This is a genomic window from Streptomyces sp. NPDC059787, assembly GCF_042732315.1.
In the GTDB taxonomy this organism is placed as follows: Bacteria; Actinomycetota; Actinomycetes; order Streptomycetales; family Streptomycetaceae; genus Streptomyces; species Streptomyces atrovirens.
Genome location: NZ_JBHWHX010000040.1, coordinates 1 through 26,931, shown reverse-complemented (window position 1 = coordinate 26,931; position 26,931 = coordinate 1). Strand labels below are relative to the sequence as shown.

At 71.5% G+C, this 26,931-nt stretch carries 18 protein-coding genes and 7 pseudogenes; 13 read left to right on the top strand and 12 right to left on the bottom strand.

What is annotated here, in order from left to right; all coding sequences use genetic code 11:
- Positions 1 to 567 precede the first annotated feature (567 nt).
- The 3 genes from ACFV5H_RS29315 to ACFV5H_RS29305 form a co-directional block, all read right to left on the bottom strand.
- Positions 568 to 918, bottom strand: a complete 351-nt coding sequence (locus tag ACFV5H_RS29315) for a hypothetical protein (RefSeq protein ID WP_385197999.1) — start codon at positions 916 to 918, stop codon at positions 568 to 570.
- Between the two features lie 178 nt (positions 919 to 1,096).
- The gene (locus ACFV5H_RS29310) at positions 1,097 to 1,864 is read right to left on the bottom strand and encodes a formylglycine-generating enzyme family protein (RefSeq protein WP_385197998.1); all 768 of its coding nucleotides are present in this window, start codon (positions 1,862 to 1,864) and stop codon (positions 1,097 to 1,099) included.
- Between the two features lie 745 nt (positions 1,865 to 2,609).
- Positions 2,610 to 3,188, bottom strand: coding sequence for a TetR/AcrR family transcriptional regulator (locus tag ACFV5H_RS29305; protein WP_385197996.1), 579 nt, complete (start codon positions 3,186 to 3,188; stop codon positions 2,610 to 2,612).
- A 138-nt stretch (positions 3,189 to 3,326) separates the two neighbouring features.
- Here ACFV5H_RS29305 and ACFV5H_RS29300 point away from each other — a divergent pair, with 138 nt between their 5' ends.
- The 3 genes from ACFV5H_RS29300 to ACFV5H_RS29290 all read left to right on the top strand — a co-directional run bounded on the left by ACFV5H_RS29300 (position 3,327) and on the right by ACFV5H_RS29290 (position 6,339).
- Positions 3,327 to 4,145: an SDR family NAD(P)-dependent oxidoreductase gene (locus tag ACFV5H_RS29300; RefSeq protein ID WP_385197995.1), complete on the top strand. Its 819-nt coding sequence runs from the start codon at positions 3,327 to 3,329 to the stop codon at positions 4,143 to 4,145.
- On the top strand, positions 4,142 to 5,050 hold the full coding sequence (locus tag ACFV5H_RS29295) for a DMT family transporter (protein WP_385197993.1): 909 nt from the start codon (positions 4,142 to 4,144) through the stop codon (positions 5,048 to 5,050). The genes ACFV5H_RS29300 and ACFV5H_RS29295 overlap by 4 nt, the downstream gene beginning before the upstream one ends.
- Positions 5,051 to 5,454: 404 nt before the next feature.
- A complete protein-coding gene (locus ACFV5H_RS29290) occupies positions 5,455 to 6,339 on the top strand; it encodes a fructosamine kinase family protein (protein ID WP_385197992.1) in 885 nt (294 codons plus the stop codon).
- Between the two features lie 277 nt (positions 6,340 to 6,616).
- Here ACFV5H_RS29290 and ACFV5H_RS29285 read toward each other — a convergent pair.
- A pseudogene (locus ACFV5H_RS29285) lies at positions 6,617 to 6,742 on the bottom strand (3-hydroxybutyryl-CoA dehydrogenase); the annotation flags it as partial.
- 5 nt (positions 6,743 to 6,747) lie between these two features.
- Here ACFV5H_RS29285 and ACFV5H_RS29280 point away from each other — a divergent pair.
- From ACFV5H_RS29280 to ACFV5H_RS29270, 3 genes and pseudogenes are all read left to right on the top strand, one after another.
- Positions 6,748 to 6,974: pseudogene (locus ACFV5H_RS29280) on the top strand (ATP-binding protein); the annotation flags it as partial.
- 836 nt (positions 6,975 to 7,810) lie between these two features.
- Complete coding sequence (locus ACFV5H_RS29275) at positions 7,811 to 8,773, top strand: ion transporter (protein ID WP_385197990.1); 963 nt, start codon at positions 7,811 to 7,813, stop codon at positions 8,771 to 8,773.
- Positions 8,774 to 8,792: 19 nt separating this feature from the next.
- Positions 8,793 to 8,912: pseudogene (locus ACFV5H_RS29270) on the top strand (PPOX class F420-dependent oxidoreductase); the annotation flags it as partial.
- A 65-nt stretch (positions 8,913 to 8,977) separates the two neighbouring features.
- Here ACFV5H_RS29270 and ACFV5H_RS29265 read toward each other — a convergent pair.
- A complete protein-coding gene (locus tag ACFV5H_RS29265; protein ID WP_385197989.1) occupies positions 8,978 to 11,746 on the bottom strand; it encodes a hypothetical protein in 2,769 nt (922 codons plus the stop codon).
- Positions 11,747 to 12,133: 387 nt separating this feature from the next.
- A pseudogene (locus ACFV5H_RS29260) lies at positions 12,134 to 12,409 on the bottom strand (transposase); the annotation flags it as partial.
- Positions 12,410 to 12,446: 37 nt separating this feature from the next.
- On the opposite strand from ACFV5H_RS29260, the pseudogene ACFV5H_RS29255 reads away from it, so the two are divergent.
- From ACFV5H_RS29255 to ACFV5H_RS29245, 3 genes and pseudogenes are all read left to right on the top strand, one after another.
- Positions 12,447 to 12,641: pseudogene (locus tag ACFV5H_RS29255) on the top strand (polyphosphate kinase 2); the annotation flags it as partial.
- A gap of 227 nt (positions 12,642 to 12,868) precedes the next feature.
- Positions 12,869 to 13,234, top strand: a complete 366-nt coding sequence (gene gvpJ, locus ACFV5H_RS29250; RefSeq protein ID WP_385197987.1) for a gas vesicle protein GvpJ — start codon at positions 12,869 to 12,871, stop codon at positions 13,232 to 13,234.
- 268 nt (positions 13,235 to 13,502) lie between these two features.
- Positions 13,503 to 13,787 (top strand): annotated as a pseudogene (locus ACFV5H_RS29245) (carboxylesterase family protein); the annotation flags it as partial.
- A gap of 399 nt (positions 13,788 to 14,186) precedes the next feature.
- Here the strand turns inward: ACFV5H_RS29245 and ACFV5H_RS29240 are convergent.
- On the bottom strand, positions 14,187 to 15,914 hold the full coding sequence (locus ACFV5H_RS29240) for a TlrC/CarA/OleB/SrmB family ABC-F type ribosomal protection protein (RefSeq protein ID WP_385197986.1): 1,728 nt from the start codon (positions 15,912 to 15,914) through the stop codon (positions 14,187 to 14,189).
- A gap of 496 nt (positions 15,915 to 16,410) precedes the next feature.
- Between ACFV5H_RS29240 and ACFV5H_RS29235 the strand changes: the two genes are divergently transcribed.
- On the top strand, positions 16,411 to 16,917 hold the full coding sequence (locus tag ACFV5H_RS29235; protein ID WP_385197984.1) for a transposase: 507 nt from the start codon (positions 16,411 to 16,413) through the stop codon (positions 16,915 to 16,917).
- Positions 16,918 to 17,474: 557 nt separating this feature from the next.
- Here ACFV5H_RS29235 and ACFV5H_RS29230 read toward each other — a convergent pair.
- From ACFV5H_RS29230 to ACFV5H_RS29220, 3 genes are all read right to left on the bottom strand, one after another.
- On the bottom strand, positions 17,475 to 17,891 hold the full coding sequence (locus tag ACFV5H_RS29230) for a class F sortase (protein WP_385197982.1): 417 nt from the start codon (positions 17,889 to 17,891) through the stop codon (positions 17,475 to 17,477).
- 217 nt (positions 17,892 to 18,108) lie between these two features.
- Positions 18,109 to 18,945 carry a DUF4397 domain-containing protein gene (locus ACFV5H_RS29225; protein ID WP_385197980.1) on the bottom strand — a complete coding sequence of 279 codons (837 nt, stop codon included), beginning with the start codon at positions 18,943 to 18,945 and terminating at the stop codon, positions 18,109 to 18,111.
- Positions 18,946 to 19,053: 108 nt separating this feature from the next.
- Complete coding sequence (locus ACFV5H_RS29220) at positions 19,054 to 19,662, bottom strand: RNA polymerase sigma factor (protein WP_385197978.1); 609 nt, start codon at positions 19,660 to 19,662, stop codon at positions 19,054 to 19,056.
- A gap of 130 nt (positions 19,663 to 19,792) precedes the next feature.
- Here ACFV5H_RS29220 and ACFV5H_RS29215 point away from each other — a divergent pair, with 130 nt between their 5' ends.
- On the top strand, positions 19,793 to 20,800 hold the full coding sequence (locus tag ACFV5H_RS29215) for a MerR family transcriptional regulator (RefSeq protein ID WP_385197976.1): 1,008 nt from the start codon (positions 19,793 to 19,795) through the stop codon (positions 20,798 to 20,800).
- A 220-nt stretch (positions 20,801 to 21,020) separates the two neighbouring features.
- Positions 21,021 to 22,271, top strand: a complete 1,251-nt coding sequence (locus tag ACFV5H_RS29210; protein ID WP_385197974.1) for an NAD(P)/FAD-dependent oxidoreductase — start codon at positions 21,021 to 21,023, stop codon at positions 22,269 to 22,271.
- Positions 22,272 to 22,800: 529 nt separating this feature from the next.
- On the opposite strand, the pseudogene ACFV5H_RS29205 reads toward ACFV5H_RS29210, so the two are convergent.
- Positions 22,801 to 23,231, bottom strand: a pseudogene (locus ACFV5H_RS29205) (transposase family protein); the annotation flags it as partial.
- A 403-nt stretch (positions 23,232 to 23,634) separates the two neighbouring features.
- Entirely contained in the window at positions 23,635 to 26,061 is a 2,427-nt protein-coding gene (locus tag ACFV5H_RS29200; protein ID WP_385197972.1) for a SpoIIE family protein phosphatase, read from the bottom strand.
- A gap of 101 nt (positions 26,062 to 26,162) precedes the next feature.
- Here ACFV5H_RS29200 and ACFV5H_RS29195 point away from each other — a divergent pair, with 101 nt between their 5' ends.
- Positions 26,163 to 26,432 (top strand): hypothetical protein, encoded by a 270-nt coding sequence (locus ACFV5H_RS29195; RefSeq protein ID WP_385197971.1) that lies wholly within the window; start codon positions 26,163 to 26,165, stop codon positions 26,430 to 26,432.
- Positions 26,433 to 26,931 lie beyond the last annotated feature (499 nt).

The following is a 26,931-nucleotide window of genomic DNA, read 5'->3' as shown; positions in this document are numbered from 1 at the left end:
CGCAACCACTTCGGCAGCAGTGGCCGGACGAACTCCCGTTCCACATCGGACAGTTCATGGCGACGTATCACCCGGCCATGATCCACCACCCGAATCACGTGACGATGTACCCGGAGGCGGTGACGGTACGGCCTGTCGCGTCCGAGGGGCGCTACAGCCTGCCCACGTGAACTTGGACCAGCTCGTCATGGCGCCTTTCATCCCTGTGCCGGCAGGGCTCCCGGGTGGGGCCTTTGTGAAGGCGTGGACCGACTTCCGCCTCCTCACCCAAGGGCAGTGGACCGAAGCGGAGATCGTCTACGTCCGGTACGACCCAGCCGAGCCCGTCTGCAGGGCCACGGCGAACCTGGCCTGTTCGCATCCCCGGTGGGCGGGGTCGCCGGGGCCTTCGCCGCCGTGCGGCTGTTCCTGGACCTCCTCACCTGATTGTGTCGGTCCTCCGCACCACCTGGCCGCCGGCACGGCCCAGGAACAGGTCCTCGATCAGGCCGCCATCACCCCCTCGGTCATGATGTCGGCCTGACACTTCGACGACAGCTCCTGGACGAGCCACATGAACGACCACCTTCACCACACGAGACCACCCGCTGGGTCACGACCCACCCCGACCTGCACATCAACGACCGCCTGTCCCGGCTCCTCGACCACTGCCCAGAGCTCAGGCGCACCCACGACCTGGCCCGCCGCTTCGCGGCCATGCTGGACGACCGTGACGCCGCACCTTTGCCAAGTCGGCTGAACGACCTCACGAACAGCGGACCGGCCCCTCTCGCCGGTGTCCTGCATGAAGACCGGCACGCCGTCGCGCGGGGAATCATCACCCCTTACGACTCCGGCGTCCACGAGGGCCGGATCACCGATGTCAACCTGCAGAAGCGCCTGATGTCCGGACGCGCCGGCGTCCAGCTCCTCCGCCAACGCGTGGTTCCGGTCGCCCGCCTTCGCCGCTATGCGGACCGGTCGACCGCGTCACCGAGATGATCTCCGGCTACGAGGATCCTGCCGGAGCCCGGAACGTGCACGGGCCGGTACGGCCGAGGACGCGCGGTCTCGAGGAGATGCCGTGCGTCATGCGGCGCCGGCACGATGCCCGGTCCTACGCGGCCGGTGCCGCCAGGCGGAAGCCCACGCCGATCGCTTCGAGGTCCGGTCCGTAGGCGCCGTGCCGGCGGGCGCAGCGGGCCAGGTCCCGGTCGTGGCGGAACGAGCCGCCCCGGGTGATGTGCCGGTCGAAGGCCCAGTCCTCGGTGGCCGGTACCGCGGCGGGCGCGCCCGGGTAGGGGGCGTAGAGGGTGGAGGTCCACTCGTCGGCGTTGCCCGCCATGTCCAGCACCCCGAAGGGGCCGGCTCCCTCGGGGAACGAGCAGACCGGGGTCGTGGTGCCGATACCGAGGTCCACCAGGTTGGCCAGGCCGGTGCGGTACTCCTCGCCCCACGGGAACTCCCGGTCGTCGTCACCGCGTGCGGCGCGCTCCCACTCGTCCTCCGTGGGCAGCCGCACATCGAGGCCGAGCCGTTCCCCGAGCCACCGGCAGTAGGCCGTCGCCGCCTCCCAGGTGACCCCGATGACCGGGTGGTCCGCCCGCGCCTGCGGGACCGGCCGGCCGGCGGCCGCCGTGAAACGTGTCCACTGGCCGACCGTGACCGGTGTGCGGGCGATCCGGAACGCCGGGACGTGGATCTCCGCGCGCGGGGCCTCCTTCAGGTACCACTCCACCGGCACCCCGGTGTCCGCGTGGCGGCGGGCCGCTTCCGCCACCTCCTCGAGCGGTGTGCCCCGACGCAGCACTCCGGCCGGGACCTCGACCCAGTCCACCTGCTCCTCCTGCACGGCTCCTCCTCGGCTCGAGCGGACAGCCCTCATGATCACCCCGTCGGCCGGAGCGGGCATCGGTCGAAGGACCCGTCCCGACAGCGACTTCGGAACGAGGACGCCGGGCCGCGGACCGGCTGCGCTCCGGCACGACGAGTCGGGCACGTTCGCCCGCACCAGGCCGAGCATCTCCATGCATGCGCCGGCATCCGGGAGCCGAGCGTGAGGGGTGCGCAGCCGCTGTGGTCACCGGGCCGGGCACTCGACTGCTGCGGACAACGCCAGCCACGCCTCGTCATCGGTTGTCACTGGACGGGCGGCCTCCTGAGCTCGTTGCTCGGACTCGCGGCGGCGGGAAAGACGCCGTTCGGCCGCGACGACGGCCTCGGGCATGTAGCGCCGCTTGCCGGTGCGAGCGATCACTGGAAACCGGCCAGGAACGAGATCCGTTGATGCCCCTGGAACTGCCCGGCACGAAAAACCCCGTCGCGGACGGCACCGTCGACGAATCAGGCAGTTGTGTCCACGGGGCCTGCGGGGGCATGAGGAAGGCTGTGGCCAGGTCGCTGCGGTAGCGGGGCGGCATGTCGGGATGAAGTCCTCCCCGGGAGACCAGGAACTCCGACCGCAGCCTCCAGGGGCTGCCGGGTGATGGTGCGGACCGGGCAGCGGCCCCAGAGGCCGGGGGCGCGGCTGGTGCACTTCGCGCACGAGGGCGCCTCCCGAGTACCGCTGCGGGCCTGGGTGACGGCGCCGCAGCCGTCGCGGGTCGCCCGTGGATGCCGCGGTTCGCGGTTCAGGCGCGTGGGCCTGCGCCGTGCAGCAGGGTGTCGATGATGCGGGTGGCGAGGGCGTCCGGGTCGGCGTCGTCCGTGTTGCCGTGCAGGCATTCACCGAGGAGCGCGTAGTAGACCCGGCGTACCCAGTCGAGGTCGGCGGCTTCGTCGATGAGCTTGGCCGCCTGGGCCCGCTGCAGCACGGCGGTGCAGCGGCGGGCGATGTCCTCGTGGAGGGCGAAGGCCTCACTGTCCGGGTCTGCCGGCAGTTCCAGGGCGAACGCCCAGGCGCTCTTGACCTGGAGCACGTTGGCTGTGATCCGGTGCATCGCCACCAGCGGCGGCGCGGTGTCCGGCCTGCCGTCGTCCACCGCCCGGGCGAGCTGGCGGGCCGCGGATGCGGCCAGGGCCTCGATCAGCGCCTGCCGATTGGCGAACCGCCGGTGGATCGTCGTGCGGGCCACTCCCGCGGCTGCGGCGATCTGTTCCATGGAGGCGCCGGGCTCTTCGGCGAGCACCTTCTCGGCCGCCTCCAGGATCGCGCGCACGCTACGCTCCGCGTCCGCCCGCAGTGATCGTGCCGCTGTCTCACTCATCATGCCTCCTGTCAGACCACTTGCCTGAAGAAACAGTACATCCTTGAGGCGACATCATTCTTATCTGAAACAGTGCTGTTGCAACTAATTGAATTACTGATACTTTGTAATCCCAGTTGCTGTCGACCGACGGAGGAAACCGTGAACAGCACTGCCCTAGTCACCGGCGCGTCGTCCGGCCTCGGCGCGGAGTTCGCCGTGCAGCTGGCCGCCCGCGGACACGATGTGATCCTTCTGGCGCGTTCCGGGGCCCGGCTGGTCGCCCTCGCCGAGCGTCTGATCGCCGAGCACGGTATCCGCGCCCATGTGCTGGTTCAGGACCTGGCCGAGCCGGACGCGGCCCGCCGCATCGCCGAACAGCTCACCGCCCGCGCTCTGACCGTCGACCTGCTGGTCAACAACGCCGGTTTCGGTACCTGTGGCCGCTTCGAGGAAATATCCGGGGCCCGCGACCACGACCAGCTGATGGTCAATGTCGTCGCGCTCGTGGACCTCACTCATGAACTGCTGCCCGGCATGCTGGAGCGCGGCCGGGGCTCGGTCGTCAACGTAGCCTCCAACGCCGCCTTCCAGCCTTCTCCGTACTTCGCCGTCTACGGGGCGGCCAAGGCCTTCGTGCTGAACTTCGGTCTGGCCCTGCGGCAGGAGTACCGTCGGCGCGGCATCCGCGTGCTCACCTTGTGCCCCGGCCCGGTCGAGACCGCCTTCTTCGACACCATCGGCACCCGCCGGGCGGCCGTCACCGGCGCCATGACCATCCCGGAGCCCGTCGTACGCGCCGCACTGCGCGCGCTGGAGCGTGACCGCGGTTATGTCGCCCCCGGACTCGGCAATGCTCTGACCGCCCATCTGACGCCCCGCCGCCCCCGAACCCTGGTCGCCGCCGTCGCCGAACGGATCACCCGCAAGGTCCTGGCCACCCCGGCCACCGCCCCGACGCTCCCGGAAGGCACCGCATGAGATCCTCCGCTCCCGTCGCCGCGGCGTCGGCGATGCTGCTCGTCGGCACCTCGACCGCGGTCTCCGCCACCATCGCCGACTACCCGGTCTTCACCGGCCAGGCCTTGCGCTATGCCCTCGCCGGGGCCATCCTGCTCGCTGTCCTGGGCCGCCGGCGCCCGCCCCGTGTCCGTCTGACCTCTCGTGACCTTCTGCTCCTCATCGCGCTGGCCGCCACCGGACTGGCCGGGTTCAACCTCTTCCTCGTCGAAGCCACCCGGCATGCCGGCCCCGCCATGATCGGCACCGTGGTCGGGGCCGTCCCCCTCGTGCTCGCCCTGGTCGGGCCACTGATGGAACGCCGGCGCCCCGCCCCCCGTACCGTCGGCGCCGCGATCGTGGTGGCGCTCGGCGCAGCCGTCGCCGCCGGCCTCGGCTCGGGCAGCCCGAAGGGCTTCCTGCTGTCCCTGGGCGCACTCGCCGGCGAGGTGGCCTTCTCCCTGCTCGCCATCCCGCTCCTGCCCAGACTCGGCCCCCTGAGGGTCGCCGCCTATCCCGCCGTTCTGTCCGTACCCATGCTGCTGACCGCGGGTCTCGCGCTGGACGGCAGAGCCTCGCTGCGGCTGCCCACCCCTGGCCAAGGGGCCGCGTTCGCCTACCTCGGCGCGATCGTCACCGCGGCCGCCTTCTTCCTCTGGTACGACGCGCTGCGCCGCCTCGGCGCCGACCGCGCGGGCCTCTTCGCCGGCCTCGTACCGGTGGGCGCGCTGCTCACCACCGTCGTGCTCGGCCCCGGGGAGGCGGGACCTGCCGACGTCACCGGCGCGCTGCTCGTCGCGGCAGGCGTCGTCGTCGGCCTGCGACAGCCCCGCCGTGACAGCCCGGAACCGCATTGTCCCCGCGCGAGGATCCACGAGTTGGCCTGATCGGCGTTCCACGGCACCCATTCCTTCGCGCACCCCGCGCCCGATCCGGGCGACACTCCCGGGCCATGAACCGGAAGATCCCCGCCGGGGCACGCCTGTCACCACACGGACGTGCGGTGACCTCGCCCTCCGGATCGGACGGCGTCGATCCCGCGGCCCGGGCGCCGAGCGAGGTGCGGCAGTACGGCAGCAGAGCCCAGAGGGCGAAGGAACCGGAGGCGGAGACCGCCGCACCCTCCGGGAGGGCTGGTCGTCCGTCGCACCGAAGACGACGTGGCGCGCAGGGACGGGGGGCCAGTACGCCTCCCGGCCGCCGCTTACCGGCGGGCGGACCTGACCCGGCGCCAACCGGATCCGCACCGCGCCGACTTCCACGACGGACACTGGCACAGAGGAGCACACCCGTGACAGAACCGACGTCCTTCCTGCTCTCACACCTGCACGCGGCCGGTCTGCACGACGTCGTCGCGGTCGAGCCGGCCGCTGGAGGGCTCGCCGCGACCGCAGGGATCGCACGCAGAGGTGACGGCACATCGGTGTTCGCCAAGGCCTTCGGCGAGCCGCCGTCAGACGCCGCTTTCGCCGCGGAGGCCGAAGGGCTCACCGTGCTGCGCGAGACGGGCGGCGTCGTCACGCCCGACATCGTCCTCGCGGACCGCGACCTGCTCGTGCTGTCCGTACTGCGGCCCCGGCCGCGCACCGAAGCCTTCTGGGAACAGCTCGCGCATGCGCTCGCGCACCTGCACACCACCACGCGCAACCCTCGATTCGGATGGCACCAGGACAACTGGCTGGGCCGCCGTCGGCAGATCAACACCTGGGAGGACGACGGGTTCGAGTTCTTCGCCCGGCACCGTCTGCTGCGCTGGCTGGGCGAGCCTCGTGTCGAGGAGGCGCTGGACCCCGAGGACCGGGCGGCGCTGGAGCGACTGTGCGACCGGCTGCCCGAGCTGCTGCCGGTCGGACCCGCGTGCCTGACGCACGGCGACCTGTGGGCGCTGAACGTCATGGCCACCCCCGACGGGCAACCCGCGCTGATCGACCCGGCCGTGTCGTACACGTGGGCCGAGATCGACCTGGCCCATCTGTGGACCACGGCACCGCCGCCCGAGGCGCACGTGCTGTTCGATTTGTATGCCGAGCTGACCGGGCTCGACCGCGACTGGCGCGAACGCATGCCGATCCTCCAGCTCCGCCAGCACCTGGCCGTGATCGCCCAGTTCGTCCCCGACCGGGGCGCCGCCGACCTCGTCCGCGCCACCCTCGCTCCGTTCCGTCGGCGGCCCTGATCCGGGAGAGCCTGGAGCTTCCGGCCGACGGGCCGGCCTGCCGGTCGAGATGGACAGGCGGCGGACGAGGGCATCGAGAACGGCCCCCGCACGAGGACGGGGCGTCTGCCGCTCTGCCGGGGAAACCGGCGCGTCACCGGTCCACGTCTTGCCGCACGGGCCGCTTTCCCAAGGGGCGGCCGCAGCCCTGTCCGTGCTCGCACCGGTGGGGAACATCCAGGTCACGAGGTGGGTGTCCACAGGGGGAGCGGTCGGCCTCCCGTCCGGCTGCGGCTCCTCAGGGCCTGCCGGATGCCGCAGTACCGGGGTGGCTGCAGAAGCCGCGGCCCGTCCTCCGGCCGAGCCGGCCCGCCCGGACCGTGCGGCACGGCGGCGGTGGGGCGTAGAGGGGCTCCTTGAACTTGTGCCCTGGTCGCGAAGCTCGTCAACGAGTTCGTCGAGGCCGCTGAGGAGAAACAGCTGTCCCGAACGATCGCCCGCTACGGCCGCGTGGACCTTCTCCGCGTCGATGAGTTCGGATCCCCGGGACCGGACCGGCGAGGCGTCGAGATGCCGTTCCGGGTTCTGACCGAAGAGAGGAAAGGAACAGCGTGGCCATCGTCTCGAACGGATCCTTCGGAGGCCGGACGAAGACGTCTGGACGTGCGTCACGACTACCGGCTGCCCTGGCGATCGAGGTGGTCGATCAGCTTCGTCTCGCTGCGACGCAGTCGATCACGCTCGTCTGCGGGGAGGGAGGCCAGTGCGTCGACGAGGACACGTGCCCGAGGGATGCGGACCGTCGCACCCGAGTGGATCCGGCACCGGGGACACCAGGCCAAGCCGACGCACCGCTCGAACATCGGGGACTCGGGAGGACGGAGACGGAACCGGTAGGAGCGGACGGCTGTCCCGCAGGCAGCACGGACTCGGCGATCACCGTCCCTGACCGTGTCCCAGGTCGTGGCCTTGACCCAGAGCTGCCGCCCGGCCGGTGCTCTTCAAGTCGTCATGCGCACCGTTCTCCCTCACGGCCGTCTCGCGACATCACCCCGCCCCGAAGCCCGCGACCGTCGTTGGCCCTGCCGAGGCCGGCCTCCCGGGGCCGCTCGGAGCCGGAGTGAACGTCGCCTCAACCGTGAGGCGGGGCCCGCCCGAACCGGAAAAGCGGGGGAACTTCGCGCCGTTGACGCCAGTGGCGCCCCGAGCTCGGGGCCGGGCCACCGGCGCCCGTGCTCCGGCCCCCGGTGTCCGAGCCGGCCGACGACGCCTCGGTCACCGACGCGGTCGACCTGCCGGCGCGCTTCCTGCAGCGGCAGTCCGCGTAACGGCAGACCTCGGCCGAGCGCCCCGGGTTTCCCGGGGTGCTCGCGCATTGGTAACTACAGTGTTGTAGAAGTCTCTTCTGGAGCATGATCACTCAACGATCCCGTGTCCGGCCGAATCGGCCGGGACGGGATCGTTGCAGGCGCAGAGGAGACAAGGCAGCAGGATGCCGCAGCACCAAGACCACGTGGCCGAACCCATCACCCCGCCCGGGCGCCGACGACTCGCACACTGCTGCCGTGACATCACGGAGGCCCGCTGGTTCGCCCTCACCGTCTTCGCCCTGATTCTGGCCAACGCCGCGCTGCTGGGCCTGGAGACGTACTCCGGAGTCGTCGAGGAGTGGCACCGCTGGTTACGGCTCGCCGAGCACGCCTGTCTGGCCGCGTTCACCGTCGAGATCCTGCTGCGCGTGACCGCCCACGCCGATCGCCCACGGGACTTCTGCAAGGACCCGTGGAACCTCTTCGACCTGGCCGTGGTCCTGTGCACCTTCCTGCCCGTCGTTCGTGAGAACACCACGGTGCTGCGGCTGCTCAGACTGGCCAGGGTCCTGCGCACGGCCCGCTTCCTGCCCCAGCTGCGCATCGTGCTCGTCGCGGTTGCCCGCAGCCTGCCCGGCACTTTGAGCTTTCTGCTCGTCGGCGCCCTGCTTCTGTACGTGTACGCCATGGTCGGCTGGGTCTTCTTCGGCCACCACGACCCCGACCACTACGGCTCCATCGGCCGCGCCGTCCTCACCCTCTTCCTCCTGATGATGCTCGACGGCATCGGCGACGCGATCCACGCGGGCCTGGAGATCTCCCGCTGGAGCCTCCTCTACTACGCCTCCTACGTCCTGCTCGCCTCCTTCGTCCTCGTCAACGTCCTCATCGGCGTCGTCCTCACCTCCCTCGAGGAGGCCCGGGACATGGACGAGGGGGAAGGAGAAGCGCCGGCGGCACGCCACCCGGCTCCGCACCAGGCGGACCGACAACACCTGCGTCGACGTATCGAGGCGGCCCGCAGGGCCTTGGACGACCTGGAACGCGACCTTGCCGCCCAGGCCGGACCGCTCGGGGGCGAAGAGGGGGAAAGGGAACGGACGGTGCCGGGCGCAGAGCCCCGGTCCTGCTGTCGTCGACCATGATGCCCAGGACTTCCCGGCCACCACCCGCTGCCGGCAGCTCCTGGCCCGCAAGTACGGCATCCTCGGCCAGTTCACGCTCTGCGGCAGCAGGCTGCACCGGGGGCTGGACGGGACGGTCGGGATCCGCGTGACCTCGTGAAGCGCGGGGCCCGGACAGGCCGGACCCCGCACAGGAGGGCGCTCACGATCCCTCGTACATCGTGCTTACGGCTCGTCGAGCACCGTCCCTGTCAGCACCGGTCCGTCGGGCAGCGGCTCGGCGTTGTCGTCGGTCAGTGCGAGGCGCATCGACTCGGTCGGCTCGGCGACCTGGTCCCGCACGATCGGCACGACGAAGTCCACGCCGGTGCTCCCGGGCGGGATGTTCAACCACACCCACAGGCTCGCGTCGGACAGCGGCCGCTCGGGATCGGGCACGTCACCGGACCAGTCCATGAGCCACTGCGGGTCCACGTCCTTGGTGGACAGCTCGGCGCCCTCGGTGACCGGAAGCACCCGCACCGGCTGCCAGAAGTTCACCGCCATGGGCGCATCCACGGACAACCGCCAGGTCAGCGTCTCACCCTCGGTCACCCGGTCCGCGACCGGCGACAGGGTGATCACCGGCTCGGGGTCGTCGTTCTCGACGGTGAGCCCGCCCCGGTGCTTGCCGACGACGGCATTGTGGACGGCCTTGACGGCGATGTCGTGCTCCATGTCGTAGCCGTAGGCCGTGTCGCCCTTCACCTCGACCGGCACGTCGATCGCGTCGCTGCCGGGCCGTACGGTCACGAGGCGGGTCTCGGTCCGGCCGCTGTCCGGGTCGAGGACGTACACACGGACCTGCCCGCTGCCGTGCCCGGAGACCTCGACCGGGACCCGGTAGGTGCGGGTGCCCGAGTCGCCCTCCTCGACGATCGTGCGACCCACGTCGACACGCGGCAGTGCGGCCGCCTTCACCGCCGAAGTGCCGGGCGCCCAGCCCCAGGCGTCCATCAGCCAGGCCCGCCCGGACTGCGAACGGGGCGTCAACTCAAGGGACTTGACATGCCTGAGGTCGAGTCCTGCCCGGGTCGCGGCCGACAGCGGGACGCGCAGCTCCTGAGCCCAGTAGGAGGCGGTGTCCGGGGAGCCCGGGAGCCCGTCCACCCGGACCGAGCCCAGCGTCACCCGACGGTTGGAGGAGTCGGTGACGGACACGTCGAACTTCGTGCCGGTCGTGTTCGGTGGTACGAAAACCCGGAGCGCGAGCTTCTGGGAGCCGTGGAGGGAGAGCGGCTCGGCCGGAGTGATGCGCGCGGCCGTGCCCGGCGCGGACCACTCCAGGTCCACCGCGCTGCGGCCGGTCTCCTGGTCCGTCTCCCACCACGCGAAGTGCGGTGACGATCCGGGGGTCTCCGGGTCCAGACAGGCCACGGCCGGATCGGGGTCGATCGCCGAACACAGCCGGGCTCCGGTCACCTTCGCCCCGCCGTCCGGCAGGAAACCGTCGCTGCGACGGCCGCCGACCGCGTGGGTGAGCACCCGGGCCGGGTCCGCGGACGGGGCCCGCTTGCCGGAACCGTCGAGCAGCGGACGCACCCGATCGTCCCCGGCGAGGAAGAGCCGGGCCGCGGCGGCGATGTACGTGGCGCCCGCCTTGTGCTGCTGGGCGGCGGTCAGCCGGGTCGCGGCACCCGGCGTGCACACCGGATCCGGCTGCTCCGGGTCGGTCCCGAAGTCGTCCCCGGCCGGTGCGACGGCCTCACCCGGGGTCCACTCGCTGTTGAAGTAGTTGTGGTTGGCGCCGACCATGTAGACCGCGCTGTGCAGGGCCGTGCCCCGGCTGATCCCGCGCGTCCCGTCGACGAAGTTCTCGCCCTGCAGGTCCGACACGTCGCCGTCGCAGCCCGGCAGCAGCGTCACGGACGGCACGTCGGCGACTGGGTTCTGGCCGAAGATCGTCGGTCCGATGAGCACGGTCCCGCGCACCTTCCAGCGCACCGGGCCCCGGTAGCCGTCCTCGGCGGCCGGCGGCGGGTAGAGGCTGTCCATGACGGCCCGGTTGACGCCCTCGCCACCGCGTGAGTGGCCGACGAGCAGGACACGGGAGAGGTCCGCTTCTGCCGCCTCGCGTACGACGGCCGGGGCGGAGGAACGATGGGCGGTCCAGTCGGCCCAGCGGGCGAGGTGCTGCCGTACCAGCGAGGAACGCGCCTGCGCTCCGGCGTCCTCGGCCTCCCAGTCCTGGGCGTTGATGCCGTTCGCCGATATCGACACCGTCACATAGCCCTGGGAGGCCAGCAGTTGCTGGTCGCGCAGGTAGCCCAGGTGGCTCGGGATCGGCTTGTAGCCGTCCGCGCAGGGCCAGTCGCCGGTCACGTCGTCCTCGGAGCCCGGCTTGTAGCAGGTGCCGTGGCGGCCGTGCAGGAACAGCGCGAGCGGCCGACTGCCGGCGGCCCCCTTCGGCGCCACCACCTCGGCGGTCATCTCCACCGGGGTGTCGAACCCGGGCAGGCGCACCGGGTCGAGGTCGTACTCCCCGGTGACCGTGCGGTACGAGCCGGGTCTGCCCGGATCGACGCCGTTCGCCGGCGCCTGCGCGGGCATCCGCGCCACGCGCGAGCCGGACCTGTGCGTGTCGTCGGCCGCCGCGTCCAGCCGGCGCCCTGCGGCCGTCACTCGAAGGTCCGTCAGCTGTTCGGGTCGCGTCCCGCCGAGGGCGAGCCGGAAGGTCCTTCCGTCCCTCGCCGGCTTCGGCGCCCCGAGCAGCCGGTCCCCGGTACGGAACTCGACCCGCGCGTCCCCCATGGGCACGGCCTTCGGCGTACGCCAGACCAGCTCACGCGCCCCGCCCTCCCCGTCGATCCGCCACCCCGGCGGAAGCGTATTGTCGTCCGTCGTGCTCAACAAACCTGATTTGTAAGGCTGTTCGGCCTGTGCCAGTCCGGGTGAGCCCGCCAGGGCCGCCAGCACCGCCACGGCGGTCACACATATTCGCCGGGCACGGATCAATGGTCCTCTCCTCAAAACCCCGTGCGCAGACGTCCCGTCGGTCTCGGGCGCCTCTCGCGTCACCTAGGACGGGGGAGGGGTGCCTGTGGGTTGTCCGTGAGGAGACGCCGATAGCGGGTGAGCGATGCGATCAAGCCAGTGCGGCTGATCGCTCTCCGAAACGTCGTCGCGAAGCATGCTGGTTTCCACGTCCTCGGACACGAACTGGATCACCGGGCGGGAGTTGGTTCCACCCGCTCCAGCGGACACTTGAGACAGAAGCGGTGATGGCGTCCCGCTGAGTGCAACACCGTTGCGTCAGGACGGTGGGTGAGTTGTCAGGGAGCTGGCTTCGTTCATCTCGAGGAACAGCGATTGTCGACCGGTTCCGGAGTCGGTTGTCGATCAGTCGGCTCGTATCCCGTAGCGGGTCCGCAGGCGTTTGAACCGGTGCAGCCAGGCGAAGGTCCGCTCGGCGACCCACCTGGTCCTGCCCGGGCCGGATCCGTGGGCGGTGCCCTTGCGGGCGGTCTTCGGCGTGATGCCACGAGCGCGGAACAGGCGTCGGTACTTGTCGTAGTCGTGGCCGCGGTCGGCGAACAGACGCCGCGGTCGGTGCCGGGGGCTGCCCACCAGCACGCCGTCGGCGCCTGCGAGAAGAGGCGGCGACGCGGGACGAACTGGAGGACCCGGCCTGCGCGACGGCCGGCCAGGCACCGCGGGGCGGCTGGAGGCCATCCGGAGCCTGCTCCACCGGTGCGACTGCCCGGCCAAGGACACGGACGTGATCGGCAGGCTCGATCCGCTGATCGTCGGGGCCGCGAACACCCTGCTGGAGCCCGGCGAGGAGCGGACCGGCCTGTCCCCGACTTTGCTCACCGGCCACGGCCCGGGCCTGCGTCCACGGCTGGGCTGAACCGAGCACGTCCGCCCCTTTCCCGCCGGCTCGGAGGACCGGCTCCGTTCCGGACGTCCGTTTGAGTGGCGGAGCAGGGGTAATCCGCAAGAAGGACGCTGCCCGCCGGGCAGCCGAGAACCGTGGGCCGTGCGAGGCCCCCGTCCGCATCCCGGACTCCGCCGGAACGGGCGTGCGGCAGGTCGCCGGAACGGGCCCACACCACCTGAGGGAAGGGACTGGTCGCGGTGACCGTAGTGGCGCAGCAGGGCGGTGGGGGAGGGTCCAGCGGTCTCTACGACGTGCTGGAACTGATCCTCGACCGGGGCCTGGTGATCGACGCCTTCGTACGCATCTCACTCGTCGGCATCGAGATAGTGAAGATCGACGTGCGCGTCGTGGTGGCCAGCGTCGACACCTATCTGCGCTTCGCCGAGGCATGCAACCGTCTCGACCTGGAGGCAGGCCCGCGCAAGCCGGCCGGATTGGCCGAACTGCCGGGACGCATCAAGGAGTCGGGGGCCCGCGGTGCGACGAAGGGTCTTCTGTCCGGAGCCGCCGAGACGATCTCCGACGCCTTCCAGCAGGCCCGCAGGGAGAGGCACAGGCAGTGACCGACCGCGAAGCCGAACTGCCGATGCCCTGCGGTCCGTCTCCCTCCGTCAGGCGGACAGCAGTGCGGACACCGCGTATGAATGCCTTCACGGATTCCCGTGCCGGCAGCTCCCTCGCCAGCGGCACCATCGACTGCGCGAATCCACACCGGTCCATGCCGCCCTTCTCCCGTGCCCTTCTCCCACGCCCTTCTGAAGATCGAGACCGCTTGCCCCGGCGTTGCACACGGTGATCCGCACGCCACCACGCCCGTCCCGGGCGGCGGCCCTCAACCACCGCATCGGTTTCGAGGGCTTCGGCCGTGTCCCAGCAGACGGAGACATCGCCTCCCCGGACAACCGGGGCCTGCTCGACCAGGTCGCCGCCCTGCGCTGGGTGCGCGAGAACATCGCAGCCTTCGGCGGTGACCCCGACAACGTCACCATCGCCGGCCAGTCCTCCGGGGCCGCCTCGGCCGCCTGCCTCATGGTGATGGACCGCGCCCGTGACCTGTTCCGCCGCGCCATCGCACACAGCCCCGCCAGCCCCTGCTGCGCGCGCGACATCGCCGCCGGGGCGGGCTGCTCCTGCGCCCGTGAACTGGTGCTCTGCACCCGCGCCGGGTGACCGCCCACCGGAGCTCTGCAGCGCGGTGCCCGAACCCGAACCCAGGCCGGCGAGTGGCGCGCCCACGAGGTCGGGCCGGGCGCGGGGCAGCCGGTCGACGACGACCTGGACGTCGTCACCGATCGGGACCACGACACCGCCCGGTCCTTGTCCGTGAGCGGTTCGTGCGGTGCCACGTGCAGGCCGGCCATGGCCAGGCCGAGCCGCACGTGTTCGAGGGAGAGCCCTCGGCCAGGTGGAGGAGGGCGGCCGCTTCCTCCTCCTGGCACTGGTGGCCGTCGGCGAATTGACGCTGTTGTGACTGGCTGGCTGCCTTGAGCGTCCCGGTCGGCCGGAGAACGGCGATCAGTTCGATCGCGGTCGGCCGGAGTTGACTGCCGCTCCCCGGCCGGAGACAGTCGGCAAAGGCACGACCGGTTGTCGTCCGACCCCGATTCCCGCCGTCCCCGGCAGTTCCAGATGCTGGCCCTGGAACCGCGTCCGTAGTGCGCGGTCGTGTGTGACCAGCACGACCGCTCCCGAGTATCCGGTCAGCGCCTCCTCCAGCTCCTCGACCAGCGCCGGTGACAGGTGGTTCGTCGGCTCGTCGAGCAGCAGGAGGTCGGCGGGCTCCGAGACCAGTCGAGCCAGATCCACACGGCGGCGCTGGCCGTACGACAGCTTGCCCATGCGCGACCGCAGTTCCGCGGGGCGGAAGAGGCCGAGGGCGAGCAGGGCATCGGCGTGTTCGTCGGCAGAGCCCACACGCCCCAGTCCGAACGCCTCGGCCACCGTCAGATCCGGCGGCCACGGCGTCTCGTCCTGGCGCAGGTGGCCCACCCGGCCGGGCACTCGCACCGAGCCCTCGTCCGGCCGCAGTTCACCGGCGAGCAGCTTCAGCAGTGTTGTCTTGCCGGCTCCGTTGGGGCCGGTGACGAGAAGCCTGCCGCTGCGGTCGAGGGTGAGGGAGCACAGGCTCAGACGATCTCCCACCCGTACGTCCGACAGCTGAGCGGCGGGAAGCTCCGCGGAGGCGGTTCCGGTGCCTCCTTCCGCGACGGCCGGTGCCGTCGCCATGCGCGCTGTGAAGGCCGGCGGGTCCGGCGGCGGTGCCACCGGGTTCGCGGTCAGCCGCTCGATGCGCTCGCGGGCGTTGCGGATGCGGGCCATCGCGCCGTGCGCCCGGCCGCGGGCCCGGAAGCCGCCGTGGCCGAAGTTGGCCAGTGGCGCCTTGCGGGGGACGGCGTCGAGGAGGGCGGCGTGGCCGACGGCCAGCCGTTCGTTGCGGGCCAGTTCGGACCGCCACTGCTCGTATTCCTGTAGCCGGCGGCGGCGCTCCGCCGCCTTCGCCGTACGGTAGCCGGTGTAGCCGTCGCCGTAGCGGGTGACCTTTCCCGCCTCGGCCTCCAGGACTGTGGTGGTCAGACGTTCCAGGAAGACACGGTCGTGGGTGACCGCGAGCACCGTGCCGCGGTGCGCCCGCAGCTGCGCCTCCAGCCACTCCACGGCCTGATCGTCCAGGTCGTTGGTCGGCTCGTCCAGAAGCAGCAGCTCCGGGCGGCCGGCGAGGACGCCGGCCAGGGCGAGACGGGAGCGCTCGCCGCCGGAGAGGGTGCCGAGTCGGCGCCCACGGCGGAGAGCCGGCAGGCCGAGGTGGTGCAGCGCGATGCCCACCCGGTGGTCGGCCTCGTAACCGCCCCGGACCTCGTAACGTCCGAGGAGCACGCCGTACGCGGCGAGTGCCGCCGGGTCCTCGCCGTCACCGAGCGCCTGCTCGGCCCGGCGCAGCTCCGCCTCCAGGGCACGCAGGTCCGCGAGGGCCAGGTCGACGGCGTCCTGGACGGTGGCGTTCGGGGGCAGGGGGACGGTCTGCGGCAGGTAGCCGACGCCGTCGGCGGCAGTCACGGTCACCTCGCCGCTGTCCGGGCGCTCCTGACCTGCGACGAGCCTGAGGAGCGTGGACTTGCCGGCGCCGTTGTCACCGATCAGTCCGGCCTTCTCGCCGCGATTCAGCGTGAAGGAGACCTGGTCCAGAACGGTGCGGCCGGGGTAGCGCTTGGTGACGTGGCCGAGCGTGAGTTGTGAGGTGTGCAAGATCAGATCCCTCCTGGCCGCGCGGGCTTCAGCCCGGGCCGGATAGGGGTGGATGGCTGTACGGCGAGCGCGGCGACGGCGGAGCACTGCTCTACGCGGTCGGCGCCGGTGATCTCACAGGGAACCCATGCGCAGGACGGTACGCCACAACGAGCCAACTGGCAAGACGATACGTATCGTATTGTTGAGTGCGTTGGCGCGGACGGCTCGGCATCGGGCGGACAGCGACAGCCGCCGGGCCGCACCGACCGTCGACAACCTCCAGGACCTGCCCTTGCCGAATACCTCGTCCGTACAGGCAGGAGCGGGTTCTGGGGTGCCGGTCGTGGCTGATCGGGTCGCCGCTGTCACGCGAGCCGTGAGCGGGACCTGGCCTGCAGAACCCGGCGCCTGCTCATGGCGACGGACCGGGAGCCGTGCGACGACGAACCGGCCCCTCGGCATCGGCCGCGGTGGCAGACCGTCCGCGGCCGAAGGACCCGCCGGTCCCGCGGTCGTGATCGACGCGCAGAGCGTCAAGACCTCGGCGAACGTGGCCGAGACCGGTCAGGGCATCGACGCCGGCAAGAAGACCGAAGGACGCAAGCGGCACGTCATCACCGACACCCTCGGCCTGGTCCTGGCCGTGCTGGTCACCGCCGCGTCCGTGCACGACCCCACCGGCGGCAAGCTCCTGCTCGACGACTTGGGCGCGGCCCACCCCACCGTGTCGAAGGCCCGGGCCGACGACGGCCACCGGAGCAGCCTCTTCGACCACGGCGCCGGTCCGGCTATCGATGTGGAGGTGGTGCAGCGGCCACGGACGAAGGGATTCGAACCGTTGCCGAAACGGTGGGTGACCGAGCGGACCCTCGGCCGGCTGATGCGGCACCGCCGTCCGGCGCGGGACCACGAAGCCCTCCCACGGAGATCCCGGGCGATGATCCACCGGGCGATGGCCAGCAACATGCCCCGCGAGCCGAAGGGGGATCCACGCCAACGTGGCGAATCGAAACGGACATGACCGTCACAACAGCGTGAACTTTGATCAGACGCCCTCTCCGCACGCGCGGTGCCACCACGGAGACGGCAGCCGCCGGCCGGGCCCGCGACCGGCCCTGAATCGCAGCCACCGGGCGAGAAGGACGCCGGCGACCAGACCGAGTAGGAGAAAGCCCCCGCGCGTTGCGGTGCCGGCTGCCCGCTCACGCCGGACGCGGCAGACCCTCTCGGGGGCGGACCCGCGGACATGGCGCCCCCTGGGGCGCGGGGGCCTGTCGGCCTCATGGGACAGCTCATGGGCGATGCGCTGCCACACGCGCTCGGGCGGAGCTGCCGGCAGGTCCGACACCTCCGCGCCGCGCGCGGCAGCCACCACGCGGGTCATCAGTTTCAGCTCCGCACGGCAGCGGGGGCACGACGCGACGTGCCTGAGGGCGCCGACGTCCTCGTCGCTGCTCGTGTGGCCGAGTGCCAGCTCCACCAGGTGCGACGGCTCGACATGGCCCACTGCGCCCTCCTGTGTCTCGGGCTTCGTTGTCTCTGCGTGTACAAGCCGGTGGCGCATGTGACGAAGTGCTGTCACTCCCGCACAGGCTCGGCCGTGACGACGAGGTTCGCGAGGTAGCCTCCCCGCTCGGGTTCGAACGGTGGCGCACAGGTGATCAGCGTGAGAACCGGGTCACCCGTCCGGCGGAACACGGAGGGCGGCAGCTCGTCCTTGGGTACGGTGGCGCGGGAGACGACGCGGTAGACCACCGGCGCTGCGTTCGCTCGCCGTACCTCGACACGGTCGCCGCGCCGGACCTCGTAGAGCGCGGCGAACTCGCCGAGAGCACCCGTGTCGCTGTCCACGTGTCCGACCAGTACGGCCGATCCCTGGTGGCTTCCCGGGACCGGGCCGTAGCGGTACCAGCCGGCGACGGAGGGGTCGTCGGGGACGGTCATGGCTCCCCGTTCGGTCACGCCGACCGGCCGTATGCGGGCGTCCAGACCCACATGGCGGATCCGCACGTGGTCGGGTGGCGCATCCGGAGCCGGCTCGGCTCGTGACTCCGGTGTGCCGGGCACCGGGGCCGCAGCCGTCTTCTGTTCCGAAGGCGCGGATCCGAAGCCGGACGGGGCCGGGGCGGACTCGGGCGGCTGTGCCGTAACGCCGAGGACGGCTGCCAGAGCGGCAGCCGCCATCGTCGACCCGGTCAGCCGTCGCGCGGCGTCAGCCACGCCGGCCGGCGACTCGGCGGGCCACCAGGACGCCGGTCACCGTGATCGCTCCGGCCGTCGCGGCCCAGGCCAGCCACTGGTCGGAGGAGTTCTGGGTGACGGCGGCGCCGCTGCCGCCCGCGTGAACGGCGTTGGGCATCGATTCCATACCGCTGAACGTCTGGGTGGCCAGAGCCAGGTTCTTGTCCTCGGCGCTGCCCCAGGCGTAGACGACGTTGCTCGTTCCTTCCTCGAGGTTCAGGTCGGCCGGTCCGATGGCCACGGTGTCCGTGCCGGCGAGGACGACATCGGCGTTCACGGTGCCCGCGTCGACTGCCGCGGTGTCCTCGTCGGGGTTCGTCAGGTCGGTGAAGACGGGCTGTCCGCCGGCCCGTACGTCCACGGCGGGTGCGGCCGCGACGTGGCGGACCGTCAGGCGCGCCTTGCCGGCGTCCACCTTCGAGACGTCGTTGGTGAACGCCGTCAACTGGGGTTTGCCGTCGGCGGAGAGATGGGCGGCGACCGTGGCGTTGCCGCCTTCGGGTACCTTCACCTCCTTCTCAAGGGCCGGTGTGCCGTCGGGGCCCTGGCCTGACTCGAAGATCTGGATGTCGTAGGTCCCGGCGTCGAGGGACTGCGGGTCGGTCACCGTGCCGGGCTTGAAGTCGCTGACCAGTTCGTCGCCGTTGGCGTAGACGTCGACCGTCATTCCGGGGATGCCGTGGAAGACGGACACCATGGCTTCGTCCTGAGCCTGGGCGGAAGCCGCCACGGCGGGTGCGGTCACGCCGAGGGCCAGAGCGCAGGCGCCGGCCGAGGCGGCGAGGGCGATGGGGGTCCGGGAGGTCATGGGGGATCATCCCTTCGACTGGAGTCTCCGCCAACTGCGGAGCCTCGGTTGTGTTTCGTGGGTTCGGGGTGCCGTGGATGCGCTCGTGGGATCGCTTCATCGGTTCGATCAGGTGTCCGTGCCGTGCACGCTGCCCTGGTCGATCGTCAGACGCAGCCGGTGCAGACCCCGGCGGACGTGACTCTTGACGGTGCCCAGGGGTACACCGGTGCGTTCCGCGATCTGGGCCTGGGTCAGGTCTTCGTAGAAGGCCATGCACAGCACCTCTCGCTGCGCGTGAGGCAGCCGGGACAGGGCCTGGACGAGCAGCACGCGGTCCAGTACGTCGTCCGGTGGGGCCTGGACGGGTCGGGTGGGCGTGCTGTCGTGCGCGGCCGACTCGACCAGGGTCTGACGCCGTGTCCTGGCCGCCAGAGCGTCGATGATCTTGCGGCGTGTGATACCGACCAGCCAGGCGCCGAGTGCGCCCCGCTCCGGCCGGAAACCGTGCCGTCCGCGCCAGGCGCCGACGAACACCTGCTGGGTCACGTCCTCGGCCTCGTGGGTGTCGCCGAGAGACCGGGTGGCCATGGTGTGGACGAGTGAGCCCCAGTGCCGGTAGATGGCCGCGAACGCTTCCTCGTCGGCAGCGACGAGTCCACGGGCCAGGTCCTCCTCGTACCGTGTTTCCTCCCTGGGCGGGACGAGGGCGGTGGTCGGTCGCGTGTTCGTGCTCATGGCCTGGTTCCTCCTGCCGTGTGTCGGGCGGGGACGGCGAGTTCGCCGGTGTGCCGTGCGCGTGCTTCCAGTCTTGGACGCACAAACGACGCAATCAACATGCGTCGTTTGTGCGTCGTACAGTGGAGGCATGAGCGCGACGACGGGAAACGGTGAAGACCGGGACGGCGAGGGCGGTCCGCAGGCCGGCGGGCTGACCACCGGCGAGGTGGCCCGGCGCCTGGGGGTGGCCCCCACCACGGTCCGTACGTGGGACCGCCGGTACGGGCTCGGCCCCGAGGCGCACACAGGCGGCCGGCACCGGCGCTGGACCGCGGGGGACGTGGCGCGGTTGGAGCGGATGTGTGCATGGACGGCGACGGGACTGCCGCCGGCCGAGGCCGCACGCCTGGCGCGCAGCGGGGAGCCACTGACGGCGGCCCCGCGCAGACGGACGGCCGACGCGGCACCGCGGTCGCCGGCCCGCGGCCGCAGCCGGGCGGGGAGCGGGCTGCGGCTCGGCGACGTACGCCAGGAATGCAGGGGGATCGCCCGGGCAGCCCTGCGCCTTGACGCCGCCGCGCTGGACGAATTGCTGTTCACCGCGATCGCCGAACATGGGCTGGTCGCCGCCTGGACCGAGGTGATCGTGCCGACGCTGCAGGCCGTCGGTCGCAAGTGGGAGACGTCAGGGGAGAAGTACGTCGAGGTCGAGCACTTCCTTTCCTGGCACGTCTCCGGCGCGCTGCGGCGCACCGCGCCCAACGCTGTCGCCGGTCGCCCGGGCGCCACCACGGTGCTCGCCTGCGTGCCGGGGGAGAACCACACGCTGCCGCTGGAAGTGCTGTCCGCCGCGCTGACGGAGAAGGGTGTTCCGGTGCGTATGTTCGGCGGTGCCCTGCCCGTCGAGTCGCTCGTCGCCGCGGTGCGCAGGACCGGGCCGGCCGCCGTGGGGCTGTGGGCGCAGTCCCGCACCACCGCCAGCAGGCCGCTGGCCCAGCACGTGGCCGGCATGGAGTGGGGCGTGCGGGGAGCTCGTCGCAGGCCGGTCGTCCTGACTCTCGGACCGGGTTGGGCAGGGCAGGCGGTGGCCGGCCTGGCGCGTCCGGTGGGACTTGCCGAGGCCGTCGCCGCCCTGGAGTCGTTGGCCGCTCAGTGACGTCTCGTCGTTCGGGGCACTTGGCCGTGGCGCCTGGCATCGGCCCGCGGAACGTGGTCCGCTGGACCGGCGGTCGCGGCTGCGTCACTCGCCGTCGATCGGTGCCGTGTTCGGACAGGGGCCTGTGCCGGAGTGTCCCGGGTACTGGCCGGGGCGGAGGGCCGAGCAAGGAGTCCGCGACCTCCGTGCGCCACACGTATCGCGTCGAGCGAGGAGCAGCATGACCGACGAACACCGCCGGGCACCGGACGCCGTCGTCGTCGGTGCGGGGTTGGCCGGCCTCGCGTGCGCGCTGGACCTGTGCCGTGCCGGATGGCGGGTGGCCTTGCTGGAGGCGTCCGACGGCGTGGGCGGACGGATGCGCACGGACCGGCAGGACGGATTCCTGCTGGACCGTGGATTCCAGGTGTTCAACACCTCGTATCCGCAGGTGAAGCGACGCCTGGACCTGGCAAGCCTGCGGCTGCGGCCGTTCACCGCGGGCATCATCGCACACACACCGGACGGGCCGGTCCGTCTCGCCGACCCGACGAGGGAGCCCGGCGCGGCAGGGGCTCTGCTGCCGGGGCGGGTCTTCTCGGCCCGCGACCTGGCAGCCCTGGCGGCACTCACCGTGCGGGACGCCGTGCTGCCCGCCTCCGTCGCCAAACGGTGCCGGGACGGCTCCACCTCGGCGGCTCTGGCCCGGGCAGGGGTGTCGGACGCCGTGATCTCCGACATCCTGCGACCGTTCCTGTCCGGTGTGTTCCTGGAGGATCGGCTGGAGACCTCCGCGCGCTTCTTCCACCTGGTCTGGCGGAGCATGGTGCGAGGGTCCCTGTGCCTGCCGGCGGAGGGCGTCGGAGCCGTACCTGCCCAGCTCGCCGCCGGCCTGCCCGACGGCGTCCTGCGACTCGACACGCCCGTCACGGAGGTCACCGACGCCGGAGTACTGCTGAGGGACGGCAGCGAAGTACCGGCCAGGACGGTCGTGGTGGCGACGGACCCGGCGACCGCCGTCCGCCTGCTGCCGGACCTGACCGTGCCGGACACACGCACCGTCACCACCTACTACCACGCCACCGACAGCACACCGATGGCCGAACCGACCCTCATGGTGGACAGCACCCGAGCGATCCTGAACACCTGCGTACTCAGCGCGGTGGCCCCTACCTACGCGCCTCCCGGCACCGGGCTGATCTCCACCTCCGTACTGGGAACGGACCTCCCGGGCAGGGCGCAGGCGGTGCTCCGGCGCCTCGCCGAGCTGTACGGTGCCGACACGAGCGCCTGGCAGCAGGTCGCCGCCCACACGGTCGAGGCTGCGCTGCCGGCGATGCTTCCCCCCTGGCCCCTGAGCCGCACCACCCGCCTCGGCCCGGGTGGATACGTGTGCGGGGACTACCGGGCGACCGGCTCCGTGCAGGGTGCCCTGGCGTCGGGTGCGCGCGCCGCACGGGAGGTGTCCGCCGACCTCGAACGGCGGAGATGACGCCGGGGAGCCAGTCGTGACCGGCCGCGTCCATGGGGAGCCCCGGCCCCGAAGCACGCATCGGTCCGACGAACTCTGCGGTTCTGTGTTTCAGACGCCGTTGCACTCGGCCGACCGGCGCCGGCACATGAGGGTTGCGGCGATGGCGGTGAAGGCGAGGAAGTGTTCCGGCTCGCGCTCGTAACGGCGGTGGAGGCGCCGGCAGCCGGACAGCCGGGACACCGTCCGCTTCGGTCCCGTCAGCTGCCCCTTCGGGGGCACGGACGCTGACAGAGCCGATGACGAGTTCTCCTTGGCGCTCGACGGGAAGTCCCGTCGTCCGGAGCCGCCATCCTCATGTTCGAGCCGACCGGGACGCCGACGGTGGACGACCGCCACGACGAGATGTCCGTCTTGGCGAGGGGGCGGTGCGGCCGACGCACTGAAGGCCCCCTGGTCGTCGTACTCGTCCAGCGGCAGTGTCCGGGCAGACCGGGTGCGGGGCGAGGACGGCCTGGACAAGACCGGTGATACGGGTGGTGGAGCATCACAGCTTACGCAGGAGCCGCCGGGTCTTCAGGGTGGCCATGGCCTGCTCGACGAGCGCACGGATCTTCGTGTGCGAGCGGTCGACGGCCTGCCGGCCAGCGGACAGTGTCTCCCGTCGTCCCCGGCAAGGGACTCGCACGATGCCGCCGGCACCTCGGTAGCCCTTGATGCTGCCCAGCACTCCACCCCGACTCCTTCCAGGGCGTCGATGATGCCGTGGGTTCGCGCGGCCTCGATGTCGTGGACCGCTCCGGGCGGCGCGGGAGATGCCCACAGCAGTCGTCCGTGCGGGTAGGCGATCACTTGCACGTTCATGCCGTGCTTCTTGTGTTTCCCGGAGCGGAAAGGCCGGCCGGCGGCGATCCTGTCGATAGGCAGCGGCGTGCCGTCCAGGATCACGAACGCCTTGGTGGAGGCGGTCTCCACCGCTTCGATCTCGGGGCAGATGCACACGTAGCCGGACGGGCAGTCGATGCCGGCGCGTGCTGGGCCGGGCCCGCCGGAGGCCGGCGCAGGAGCGGCCGGGGGGAGCAGGGCCAGGGCGGAGACCGCCACGGAGCGCATCAGGGTTTTGATCACGATCAAGGGGCAGCGGCCCCTGGCGGCCGCCCGGCCGGATGCCGCCCGGGTTCACCCGCGTGGAGGAAGAAGTACAGGCCACCCTCTCAAGCCGCGGTACGAAGGCGCCACGCCCGCCGGCAGGCCGGGGCATCAGGCATTCTCTCCCGCGTCTCTGCGCACGCGCCATGTCCGGGAGCCCTCTGCCACGGGCCTCTCGCAGTTCCGGTGTGTCCGTCCCGGGATCTGTTCACGCGGTTCGGCCGGCCACGTCCGCTCAGGCCGCCAGAGGTATCTCGGCCCAGATCGTCTTGCCCTGCGCGGCGCGGCGGGTGCCCCAGTGCCAGGCGAACTGGGCGACGAGGAGCAGTCCGCGTCCACCCTCGTCGAAGGAGCGGGCGCGGCGCAGGTGAGGGGAGGTGCTGCCGGCGTCGGAGACCTCGCAGACCAGGCTGCCGTCGTGGATCAGCCGCAGCTGGATGGGGGGCCGGCCGTAGCGGATGGCGTTGGTGACCAGCTCGCTGACCACCAGCTCGGTGACGAAGGCGGACTCGTCCAGCCCCCAGGCTGTCAGCTGGTCGGTGGCCTGTTTGCGCGCCTGGGCGACGACGACGGGTTCCGACGGCAGGCTCCAGGTGGCGACCTGACCGGCTCCCAGGACGCGGGTGCGGGCGAGGAGCAGGGCGATGTCGTCATCGGGAGGGACGGGCAGCAGCGTTGTGAGCACGTGGTCGCAGAGCGTGTCCAACGCCTGCGCGGGCCGGGTGAGGGCGCGGCGCAGCGCACCGAGTCTCTCGTCGATCTCATGGCCGCGGGCTTCGATGAGGCCGTCGGTGTACAGGGCGAGGAGGCTGCCCTCGGGCAGTTCGACCTCGCGTGCCTCGAAGGGCAGGCCTCCCAGGCCGAGCGGTGGGGTCGCGGGGAGGTCGAGGAAGGCCGCTTCGCCGTCCGGGGTCACCACGAGGGGCGGCGGGTGGCCGGCACGGGCCAGGCAGCAGCGGCGGGAGACGGGGTCGTAGACCGCGTAGAGACAGGTGGCGCCGATGTCTCCGGCGATGTCGGCGTCGGCCGCGGCCTCGCAGGACAGGCGGATGACGACGTCGTCGAGGTGGGTGAGCAGCTCGTCGGGCGGCAGGTCGATGTCGGCCAGGGTCCGTACGGCCGTGCGCAGCCGCCCCATGGTGGCGGAGGCCTGGACCCCGTGGCCGACGACGTCACCGACCACCAGGGCGACCCGGGCGCCGGAGAGCGGGATGACGTCGAACCAGTCGCCGCCCACGCCGGCCCGGCCTCCGGCGGGCAGGTAGCGGGAGGCGGCCTCGACCGCCGGCTGGCAGGGCAGTGTCATGGGCAGCAGACTGCGCTGCAGGGTCATGGCCGTGATGCGCTCACGGGTGTAGCGGCGGGCGTTGTCGATGCACACCGCGGCCCTGGCCGTGATCTCTTCGGCCAGCAGGACGTCGTCCTGTGCGAACGTCTCCGGGTGCCTGGTGCGGCCCAGGAAGACCGAGCCGAGAGTGACACCACGAGCGCGCATCGGCACCACCATCACCGAGTGCGCCCCGGACCGGAGGAGCCGGGTGGCCCGCTCGGGGTCCTGGGCCGTCCATCGGGCCATGGAGGAGTCGTTCACCTCGTACACCGCGGAGCGGCCGGTGGCCAGACACTCGGCCGTGGGCGCGGACGCCGGGTACTCCACCGTGCTCCCCAGCCGGAGCATGGTGCCGAGGAGGGCGTCGGTGTCCGCCTGCCGTGCGGTCCGGCGCATGGTGACCGGGCCGCGCGGCGGGCCGTCGGGCGGCTCCTCGCCGCGATGGATGAACTCCAGCAGGTCGACGGATGCGTAGTCCGCGAGCCGGGGAACGACCACGTCGGTCAGTTCCTGCGCGGTACGAGTGACGTCCAGGGTGCTGCCGATGCGGTTGCCGGCCTCATTGACCAGCAGCAGCCGCTGGCGGGCCGAATGCTGCTCGGTGATGTCGAGGAGCGCGACGGACGATCCCTGCACCTGGCCGAGGTGGTTCTTCAACGGAGAGAGGAACACGGACCAGAAACGTCCCCGTGACTCGCTGGGTGCCCGGAGGTGCCGGACCACGTGTACGGGTTCCCCGGTGCGCACCACCTGGTCCTGGAGCTCCGTGAACTCGTCGTATGCCGGACTGGGCAGGAAGTCCATGAGGCTGCGCCCTCGTATCTGTTCCTCGGGCAGGCCCACTATCCGGGCTATCACGTCGTTGGCTCCCACCGCCCGGTTGTCCTGGTCGTAGAACGCCACGGCGACCGGGAGCTGGGACAGGGTGAGTTCCCTCAGCAGGGTGTCCTTGTCCCCGGGCAGGCCCGGACGGTCCGGAGCCGAGGCCGTGAGGACCCATTGGGTCCGGCCGTCCCTGTCCGGGCACGGACAGGCCCGGACCGTCACGTCCACCGTCCCGCCGTCCCGGTGCCGAGCCGGGACGGCACCGCACCACGGCTCCTGTTCCGCCAGGCGACGCAGGGCCGACGGGGGGAGGTGCGAGACGAGCAGATCGGCCGCGGGGCGTGAGACGACCTCCTCGGGTGCGTAACCGAGCAGGCTCCGGGCTTCCTCGCTCCACCCCGTGATCACACCCCGCTCGTCGGCGATGGCGACGGCGGTGGTCGTCATGGTGTACGGCTCGGGCACGCCGTCGGGTCGGCCCTCAGTACCGTTGTCCTGTAGTGCCATTTTCGTCCATTCCGTCCCAGTAAAGGATATTTTACCGTCCGGGTGCTCCGGCTGGCGGAGGCCCCGCGGCGACCCGCACCGGGGAGACGGTGGCGTTGCCCGTGCGCGACGCGCTCGACCGGCTGCCGGTGCGGGGCGAGGACCGCACAGGCTACGAGTGCTCCAAATTCCGGCACTGGATCGACGCCGACAAGGACGGCTGCAACACCCGGGCCGAAGTGCCGAAGGCCGAGGCGGTCATCGCACCGGTCCAGGAAGTGCGATGTGCGCTGACCGGTGGGGAGTGGTGCTCGCCCTGCGACGACCGCTGCCTCAACGGCGCCCGCGGCCTGGACATCGACCACCTCGTATCCGTAGCCGTGACGGTGTGAATCGGTCTTCTTGCAGTTCAAAACCTCAGCGCCATACCAATCGACGATTGGCGGCTGAGAGATGATCAGCGCATGAGTCCCCGCGTGTGTGCCAGGCACGTTCGTGACCGTGATCTCCCTTTCGGCAGGCGCTACCGAGCTCTGAGGGACGCGGTGGGCTGCTCCTGCCCACCCGGATTTCACGGAACGTGGGCACACCTGAGCACGGCAGGTGACCGCAGGAACGACGAGACGGCGCTGCTTCACGCGCTGGAGAAGCTGGAGGCCGGCCGTACGGTGTGGTTGCAGGAGGTGGCGTCGTTCGCAGAGACCCGATGTACCGAGCGTCCAGGTGGCACCACGGAAGTCGTGCCGGAACCCGAGGGGCGATGTCACCGCATGGGCCGGGGGCAGGCCGTACGGTCCGCCCTGGCGCGGATCTGTGGGGCGTGCCGAAAGCGGAGCTTCAGCCGACGGCTGACAGCGGTGCCGACCACCGTCGTGCCTTGACGCGGCCGCG